This is a genomic window from Paraburkholderia sp. (genome assembly GCF_049581445.1).
Classification (GTDB): Bacteria; Pseudomonadota; Gammaproteobacteria; order Burkholderiales; family Burkholderiaceae; genus Paraburkholderia.
Map to the genome: position 1 here is coordinate 1 of NZ_JBAURZ010000102.1, position 7,282 is coordinate 7,282.

At 62.0% G+C, this 7,282-nt stretch carries 7 protein-coding genes; 2 read left to right on the forward strand and 5 right to left on the reverse strand.

Annotated elements, in window-relative coordinates; genetic code table 11:
* The coding region (locus WCA85_RS09435) for a hypothetical protein (protein ID WP_424063158.1) at positions 1-347 on the reverse strand (347 nt) is incomplete at its 3' end.
* A 254-nt stretch (positions 348-601) separates the two neighbouring features.
* Here WCA85_RS09435 and WCA85_RS09440 point away from each other — a divergent pair.
* Both WCA85_RS09440 and WCA85_RS09445 read left to right on the forward strand, forming a co-directional pair.
* Positions 602-1,156: a MarR family winged helix-turn-helix transcriptional regulator gene (locus WCA85_RS09440; protein ID WP_424063159.1), complete on the forward strand. Its 555-nt coding sequence runs from the start codon at positions 602-604 to the stop codon at positions 1,154-1,156.
* A gap of 140 nt (positions 1,157-1,296) precedes the next feature.
* Positions 1,297-2,862, forward strand: coding sequence for a DHA2 family efflux MFS transporter permease subunit (locus WCA85_RS09445; RefSeq protein WP_424063161.1), 1,566 nt, complete (start codon positions 1,297-1,299; stop codon positions 2,860-2,862).
* A 101-nt stretch (positions 2,863-2,963) separates the two neighbouring features.
* On the opposite strand, the gene WCA85_RS09450 is transcribed toward WCA85_RS09445, so the two are convergent.
* The 4 genes from WCA85_RS09450 to WCA85_RS09465 all read right to left on the reverse strand — a co-directional run.
* Complete coding sequence (locus tag WCA85_RS09450; protein WP_424063162.1) at positions 2,964-3,458, reverse strand: hypothetical protein; 495 nt, start codon at positions 3,456-3,458, stop codon at positions 2,964-2,966.
* 327 nt (positions 3,459-3,785) lie between these two features.
* The gene (gshA, locus tag WCA85_RS09455) at positions 3,786-5,402 is read right to left on the reverse strand and encodes a glutamate--cysteine ligase (RefSeq protein WP_424063164.1); all 1,617 of its coding nucleotides are present in this window, start codon (positions 5,400-5,402) and stop codon (positions 3,786-3,788) included.
* 244 nt (positions 5,403-5,646) lie between these two features.
* Positions 5,647-6,564 (reverse strand): DNA-3-methyladenine glycosylase family protein, encoded by a 918-nt coding sequence (locus WCA85_RS09460; RefSeq protein WP_424063166.1) that lies wholly within the window; start codon positions 6,562-6,564, stop codon positions 5,647-5,649.
* Positions 6,561-7,282 (reverse strand): methylated-DNA--[protein]-cysteine S-methyltransferase (locus tag WCA85_RS09465; RefSeq protein ID WP_424063167.1); only part of this gene is annotated, 722 nt, incomplete at its 5' end. The genes WCA85_RS09465 and WCA85_RS09460, both read right to left, overlap by 4 nt.

Sequence of the window (7,282 nt, forward strand, 5' to 3'; positions counted from 1 at the left end):
CCGGTCGGCGCAGCTTGCGCGGGCACGGCGGCTTTCGTAATCGGCGTGGCGGCTTTCACGATCGACGAGGCGGCTCGCGCAGCGGACGCAGCAGCCTTCGCCCCCATCGTGCCGGTCAACAGCGGTGCTGGACCAGCGGATGCCGCACGCTTCTGCGCAGCGACGCGGGCATTGCGGCGGTTGTCGATCCACGCGAAGAACAGGACCCCGAGCGATCCCCCCGGCAACACGAACATGACGACGTAAAGGGCAAGTTTCCACCAGCGATTCGGCCCTTGAAACGTATTCAATGCGGAGTCGTGTAGCGAGCGGCCCAAGCCGCCAAGGGTATTTTTCAGGTACAGCATGGAGAGGTCCTCTGCGCACCGGCATGGAGGGTGCGCGGCAAAACGGTCAGAACATGGTCTCGGGTGGCGCCGATAGCGCGTAACTCGTTGCTTCACATAATATTGCCTATGCAACTAAATTTCAAGATAGTTGGACCTACATCACCTTGCAGTGTTGTTTTTTCGTTGATGTGACCTCGTGATTCGTAATTTGACTTATCTGCTTAGGCAGCTAAAATCCGTTCTGCCTTCTTGACGCATTGAGCGAATTTTCGATGACTGATGGTCCGTACAACGCTGACGAGATTCACCTCGAATCGAGTCTCGGCTATTACCTGACGAAAGCACGCAATGTGTTGGTCGAACGGACGGACCGCGCGGTCAAGCCGTTGGGGCTCACTGCCCAGCAGATCGGCGTCATTCTGATGTTGTCGTGCGGGCGCGCGCATACGCCGTACGAGTTGTCCCGCGCCATGTCTTATGACAGCGGATCAATGACGAGGATGCTGGATCGCCTTGAAAAGAAAGGCTTCATCGTGCGGACCCGCAGCGATGCTGACCGTCGCATGGTCGAGCTGGAACTGACGCCACACGGGCGCGAAGTCGCCCAGCAGCTGCCGCGCCTCGGCTCCGCGGTCCTGAATGAACAGTTGCAAGGCTTCACCGCAGAGGACGTGGCCGCGCTGACCGGTTTGCTGGCGCGTCTCATCGCGAACGGCTCGGGGAGCGCCGATGAAGGTGACCTCGAAGCATCCTGTATGACAGACAGCACGGCAGGCGCAGAACAGACAAACGTTCAGCCGTCGTCGCAAAAGGACGACAAGACTTAACCCCCGTGGCGTTCCCAAAGAGCGCCACCGCATAAAGAAATATCTGTCTGGGCAGAAGGTGACGCGGCATGCAAGACGCATACGCTGAAGAGGCGGTATGCATGCTACGTCAAGCTTCTGCGGGCTGAGGAGAGTGGATCATGGCCGTTACGGCTCCTGTTATTGACGCACCACGTGCCGTAGAACCCGCTCCGCTAACCGGCGGCACGCTGGCATTACTGACCGTTGGCCTCGCTCTAGGCACGTTTATGGAAGTGCTTGATACGTCGATTGCCAACGTCGCCGTGCCGACCATTTCCGGCAGCCTTGGCGTAGCGACCAGTCAGGGTACCTGGGTGATTTCGTCGTATTCGGTGGCGTCGGCGATTGCGGTGCCCCTGACCGGCTGGCTCGCACGCCGGGTCGGTGAAGTGCGACTCTTCACGATATCCGTGCTGCTGTTCACGGTCGCCTCCGCGCTGTGTGGGTTTGCCCAGAACTTTGAATCGTTGATCGCATTTCGACTGATCCAGGGACTGGTATCCGGTCCGATGGTGCCGCTGTCGCAGACCATTCTGATGCGCTCGTATCCACCGGAGAAACGCGGCCTCGCGCTCGGCCTGTGGGCCATGACCGTGATCGTTGCGCCAATCTTCGGGCCCGTGATGGGCGGCTGGATCACCGATAACTACACCTGGCCGTGGATCTTCTATATCAACGTGCCGATTGGCCTGTTCTCAGCGACCTGCGCGTATCTGCTGCTGCGCGGCCGGGAAACCAGGACGACCCAGCAGCGCATCGACGCCATCGGCCTGGCGCTGCTCGTAATTGGCGTGTCGTGCCTGCAGATGATGCTCGATCTCGGCAAGGACCGTGACTGGTTCAATTCAAATTTCATCGTCGCCCTGGCGATCATCGCGGTGATCTCGATTGCCTTCATGCTGGTGTGGGAGATGACTGAGAAAGAGCCGGTGGTCGACCTATCGCTCTTCAAGGACCGCAACTTCGCGCTTGGCGTGCTGATCATCTCGTGCGGGTTTATGGCGTTCTTCGGCTCGGTGGTGATCTTTCCGCTGTGGCTGCAGACGGTGATGGGCTATACCGCCGGACTCGCGGGACTGGCAACGGCGCCTGTCGGTATTCTCGCGCTGGTGCTTTCGCCGATGATCGGGCGCAATATGCACCGGCTCAATCTGCGGATGGTGGCAAGCTTTGCATTCATCGTGTTTGCGTTGGTGTCGTTCTGGAACTCGACCTTCACGCTCGATGTGCCATTCAACCACGTTATCTGGCCACGTATCGTGCAGGGCATTGGCGTCGCGTGCTTCTTTGTGCCGATGACCACCATCACGCTTTCCAGTGTCTCCGACGAGCGTCTGGCGAGCGCCTCGGGATTGTCGAATTTCTTCCGCACGCTGTCGGGTGCAATCGGTACGGCGATCAGTACAACGTATTGGGAAAACGACACCATCTACCATCATGCGGTGTTGTCGGAGTCGGTCAGCACTTACGCGCAAAACACCAACTCGTATAGCGACGCGCTAACGAGCCTTGGACTCGCCGGCCAGGGCGTCACGGCGCAACTCAATCAGATCGTTACGGCGCAGGCGTACATGATGGCGACCAACGATTTCTTCCGCATCTCATGCGCGAGCTTCATCGTGTTGGCCGCGCTGGTGTGGATCACGAAGCCACGCAAGGGCGTTGGACCCTCGATGGGCCATTGAACATTAGCGAGCCAGCACGAGAGGACGCGAGCGCGGATGCGACTCGCTTCCACGGTGCGCAATGCTCGCCATGCCCGCTCGCGATAGCGGCTCCGCTGCGCTTATTGCGTGACGGGCACGCCGCCAGGCGTTGCCACCGACTGCGCGGGCGCCGTTTCGAGTGACGGTTTAGCCGGCGGCGTCGCGCTATCGTTTTGCGGCGCGTTGCTGGCTACGCCGCTTCGGACGAACTCCTTGAAGTCGGCACCCGCTTCCCACGGATTCGGCTTGCATCCGAGCGAGCTGTCGCAATGCGCTGCGAAGCCGATCGTCGAGGTACCGTCGTTATTAGGCGTCTTCGTGATCTGATAGGCGAGCGCGCGCTTGCCGCCATCTGGGCCGGCCGTTTGAATCAATGTGTCGGTGGACGCTTCAACCGGGTATTTCGAATGGCTCGTGACCCAGCTCTGCGCCCGTTGCCACCACACAGTGCATTCGTTCTGGCTCGAACAGGTAAGCGGAGTCGTGGCGATCTGCATGACGTCGGGATTAACCTGTCCACGCGTCGAGCAACCGGCGGCGAGCACGCATAATGTTGCCAACAGAGCTTTCTTCATCGCGTTGATTCCTCCCTGCGTGGAGTAGACCGGACGCACGCAGCCTGCGCGCGGAAGGTCATACAGTTTAAGGGTTGGACTCGCGCAAGAGGACGGTGTTTCATACGATCCGCTGAAACTTTGACGCGGCGCAGTTCTTGCCGATGCTGGACGGGAAGCGCCGTTCCCATGCGTAGGGCTTACCGGGCAAAACGGAATGTGAAGGCAAAAAAAGAGCAGCCGATTCAGGCTGCTCTCGTCCTTTTCTGCATCGGCTACGCTACGCCGCGAACCATCGCGCGCGCCAACGGTTGGCGCCGGATCTGCACATACCCTCCGCGCGATAACTCAGACGCTAAAGCGGTTCAACGTATAAGCGCGATAGGCCGCGACGAATGCATCGAACGAACCCACCTCTTCGCGCTCTAGTTTCGCCTGTTGCTCAAGCGACTGTGCGGCGAGATCCGTGAACGCTTTTTCTTCACTGACGTCGAGCGGTCGCGCGCGGAAATAAGCTGCGTGCGCTTCGCTCTGCGCGAGGCTGAAGGCGAGAAAACCTTGTTGCTTGTCACGCATGGCCTGCAACACCCGCGCCGATGGCGTGAGCGAAGCGTCGGCGAGCTTCGCGCGTTGTGCCGCGACCGCGCGTGCATGCACATCGTCGCCGCGTAGTGCGTCGAGTGCATGAGCAGCAATCTCGATACGCGCCATCAGTTCATCCGCCCATGCGAGCATCGCCACGGGCTGACCGTCTTGCGTGAGTTCGAGTCCGGGCTTGCGCCCATCCAGCGTGACCCGGCCAAAGTTCTGGTTGGCTTCGCAATACGCGGGAGGCGGCAGCAAGGGACTATCTTCCAGCGCGCAGACCAGCAGGTAGGCGTCAAGAAAACGCGCCGTTTCGAGCGCGATGCCGGTGGGTTCGAACGGATCGATATCCATGCAGCGCACTTCGACGTACTGCACACCGCGCGCAGCGAGTGCATGCAGTGGACGTTCGCCCGGATGCGTCACACGTTTGGGCCGGATCGTCGAGTAGAACTCGTTTTCGATCTGCAGGACGTTGGTGTTGATCTGTACCCACTCGCCATCGCGTTGCGTTCCAATGGCTTCATACGGCGGATACGGCTGGCTCACCGCCTTGGCGAGCGCGTCGAGATAGCCAGACAAGGTGTCGTAGTCGGCGTGTAGCTCGGCCTGGCCCGTGGTGTTCGAATACCCAAGGTCGCTCATCCGCAGGCTGGTCGCATACGGGCGGTAAAGCGTGTCGGCGTCGAAGGTGTCGAGCGTGTGGTTGCGATCGCGGAGAAAACGGCGATCCAGCGCCGGCGACGCGCCGAACAGATACATCAGCAGCCAGTTGGTACGGCGGAAATTGCGGATCAGCGCGAGATAGCGCTCCGACTGAAAATCCACCGCATTTGCCGTGGACTGCTGGTCCGCACGCATCAGACGCCACACTTCTTCGTTCAGCGAATAGTTGTAGTGGATGCCGGCGATTGTCTGCATCGTGCGCCCGTAGCGCAGCGACAGGCCTACCCGATATACGTATTTAAGTTTGCCGATATTCGACGAACCATACTGTGCGATGGGAATGCCTTCGTCGGTCGCGGGCAGCAGGCCAGGCATCGAGCTGTTCCACAGTATCTCGCCGTCGAGCACCGAGTAGACGAAGCGATGGAGTTCGTCGAGCTTATCGAGTGTGATGGAGGCGTCGTGCTCCGCTGGCGTGATCAGTTCGAGCAGTGCTTCGGAATAATCAGTGGTCAGCGAAGGATGGGTGAGTGCCGAGCCGAGCGAGCGCGGATGCGGTGTTAACGCGAGATGACCGTCGTGTGTGACGCGCAGGGTCTCCCTTTCGATGCCGCGCAGGCCGCTAGTCAGCGCGTCGCGCTGCGGGCCGGAGGTCAGCACAGACAGACGGTGCAAAAGCGGGTCGGTCGTGCGGGAATATGTCTTGTTTGGCATTGATGCGAGTCGGACGTTGTCGGCCGCCATGTGCCGCTTGTTCGCGGCTCAGGTAAGCCGGGCACGGGCGGTTGACAACATCCGGCGGAATTTTCAGTAGCGGGCACTTTAACATCTCGCCACGACACCTGCTTGAGGCCCCTTCGGTGCCGTCCCGGTGCCTTTTATGAAGGCACTTCAAGGCATCGTTGACGCTGTCTACTCTACGCGTCCTCGCCTTTGCGCGCGATGCGTGATCTCCCGCCTACCCGCCACGCGCGGCGCCTGCACGGTCAGCCACTTCATTCCAAAGATGCATCGCCGCGTACGCGCGCCATGGCCGCCACGCTTCGGTCCGCGCGCGTTGTTGCGTCGGGCGGGTAAGGGTTGGGTCGCGGGCCGTGATGGACTGCATCAGTACGAGATCCCACGCGGGCCAGGCGTCGGCGTCGCGCCATGCGCGCATCGCGACGTATTCAACGGTCCATGGACCGATGCCGGGCAATGCCAGCAGGGCGGCGCGCAACGCGTCGGTATCGAGCGTGCTGCCGTCGAGCGGCACGGCGCCCGACGCGACCGCGAGCGCAAATCCTTGCAGTGCCGCGACGCGTTTACCGGGCATGCCGATCTGCGTCATGTCCGCCGCGGCGAGTGCCGCCGGAGTTGGGAAGCGCCATGCAGTGCGCTCGTGCGGATGATCCTCGATGCGCTGGCCGGCTCGCTGCACGACGCGGCCGATGATGGTGGTCGCCGCCTTCACGCTGACTTGCTGGCCGACGATGGCGCGTACTACCAGTTCGAAGGCAGACCATGCGCCGGGCACGCGCAGACCCGGGGCCGCTTCGATGAGCGGTGCGAGCCAGAGGTCGGTAGAAAAGTGCGCGGCAATTGTCTTGGGGTCCGCGTGCAGATCGAACATTCGGGCGATCGGCGCGGCGAGCGCGTCGGCGTGCTGGCTGGCGGACCCTTCGATAGTGGCGACGATGCAGCGCTTGCGCGGGTGCGGGCGCACTGTCAGCGTGCCGCTGTCGCCGCCCCAGTCGATAGCGCGGCGATAAGCACCATCCTCCACCGCCTCGACGCCGGGAGTGGCGCGTCCCGCGAAGAATCGCAGGATGCGCGGCCAGTCGAAGGGTGGTTTGAACGGCAGTTCGAGCGTGGCGAGTTCGGCGGTAGTACTCACGCAGCGTGATCCAGTTTGGTTGACGAGACGGGGGCCGGGGTCTGGCGTCCGCGTGCCGGCGCGGCTGGTTTGCCAGCGACGTTTGCAGTGGCGGCGTCAACCTCGACATTAGCATTGCTTTCGACGCCCGCGCGCTGCGCTTCCGCATCGAGCAAAGCGGCTTTACGCAGCAGTCCCCAGCGATAGCCGGCAAGCGCCCCGCCCTTTTGCACCACCCGGTGACACGGAATGGCCAACGCCACCGGATTCGACGCGCAGGCGCTAGCGACCGCCCGCACGGCGCGCGGCGAGCCGACCGCTTCGGCGATCTCCGAGTAGCTGCGCGTCTGCCCGTATGGGATACGCCGTAGGGCGTCCCAGACCCGCTGACGGAACGCGGTAGTGGCGATGTCGAGCGGCAGATCGAACCGCTGACGGGTGCCGTGCAGATAGGCTTCCACCTGAGCGACAAACGGCGCGAGCCGCGCGGCGTCCTCGACCAGTTCGGCATTGGCGAATTCGCCGCGCAGTTCGCCGGCGAGCGCTGCGGCATCGTCACCGAAGCCGATCTTGCAAATACCCCTGGGGGTCGCGGCCACCAGCACTAAACCGAGCGTCGTCGGCGCGCACGCGTAATGCACCGTCAGACCGGCACCCTTGCGCCGATAGGCGGACGGCGCCATTCCGAGTTCGGTCGGCGCTGTCTCGTACATGCGCGACGGCGAGCCGAAGCCTGCGT